Origin of the sequence: Vibrio sp. Vb1755 (genome assembly GCF_033338635.1) — a bacterium.
GTDB lineage: Bacteria > Pseudomonadota > Gammaproteobacteria > Enterobacterales > Vibrionaceae > Vibrio > Vibrio alginolyticus.
This window is the reverse complement of record NZ_JAWOTA010000356.1, coordinates 1-1,043: the sequence shown is the minus strand read 5'-3', so window position 1 is coordinate 1,043 and position 1,043 is coordinate 1. Positions and strand designations below refer to the sequence as shown.

General features: G+C 46.5%; 1 protein-coding gene and 1 pseudogene. Both read left to right on the top strand.

Going from position 1 to position 1,043, the window contains the following annotated elements; translation table 11 throughout:
• A partial coding sequence (locus R7E00_RS25105; RefSeq protein WP_318124923.1) for a cytochrome-c peroxidase occupies window positions 1–818 on the top strand: 818 nt, incomplete at its 5' end.
• Window positions 811–1,043, top strand: a pseudogene (locus tag R7E00_RS25100) (hybrid sensor histidine kinase/response regulator); the annotation flags it as partial. The gene R7E00_RS25105 and the pseudogene R7E00_RS25100, both read left to right, overlap by 8 nt.

Below are 1,043 nucleotides of genomic sequence, written 5' to 3'. Positions count from 1 at the left end.
GTTGGCATTTATTTAGAGATCCCAACCTGTCATCGAATGGTAAAGTCAGTTGTGAAAGTTGCCACAATCTACAAACGAATGGCGCGCAAAACACAGCCGTAGCAGCAGGGGTAAAAGGGGCAGGAATACGAAACGCGATCACGGTTTTTAATGCGTCACTGAATTACCGACTGTTATGGGACGGCTCGTCGAATACGTTAGTCTCTCAAATGGATGGCCCAATTCACGACCCGTTAGAAATGGATTCCAACTGGCCGAAGATTGAAAGCTACGTTCAAAACAACGAGCAATATCAAGCGCTGTTTAAACGCGCTGGAAACCTGCCAATTTCTATCGACAACATCAAAGCGTCCATTGTTGAGTTTGTGAAAGGGCTTGAAACTCCAGGCGCGCCGTTTGATGCCTACTTATTGGGTTACACGCATGTTTTGAATGAGAAAGCGAAACGAGGTTGGAAAACCTTCCAGAAAGCTGGGTGCGTACAATGTCATCAAGGGAAAAATGTTGGCGGCGCGATGATTCAACGCTTCGCTTACTTTGAGCATAAACCCGTGCAGAAAGACACAGGTCGCCATTTACTCACAACGGAAGGGGATGAGGGGTATTATTTCCGTGTTGCCAGTTTAAGAAACGTCGCATTAACGGGGCCGTATTTTCATAACGGGCAAGTGACCACCCTTGCTGAGGCGATTCAAATCATGGCGCAAACGCAGCTTGGTATTACGATGAGTGATAGCAATATCGAAGACATCGAAGCGTTCTTGACGTCACTCAGCGCCCCAAGGCCAGTAATTTTAGAGGTGCTGGAAAATGAATAAGTTTAGGTTGGTCAATTCATGCTTATTTATTGCGATGCTGGTGGCGTGCACCTTTGCCTACATGGCTCACATTAACTCCAAGAGTACGCAACAACTTCATAGCGCGCTTTCTGAGGTCGGCCATCAGCTGATTGAAGAACGCGATGTGATTGTGAATCAGTATGCCATCAAGGAGCGAAAGAACTTCGAGCTCACTAAATCGTTGGTTGATATTGAAGTGGAAGC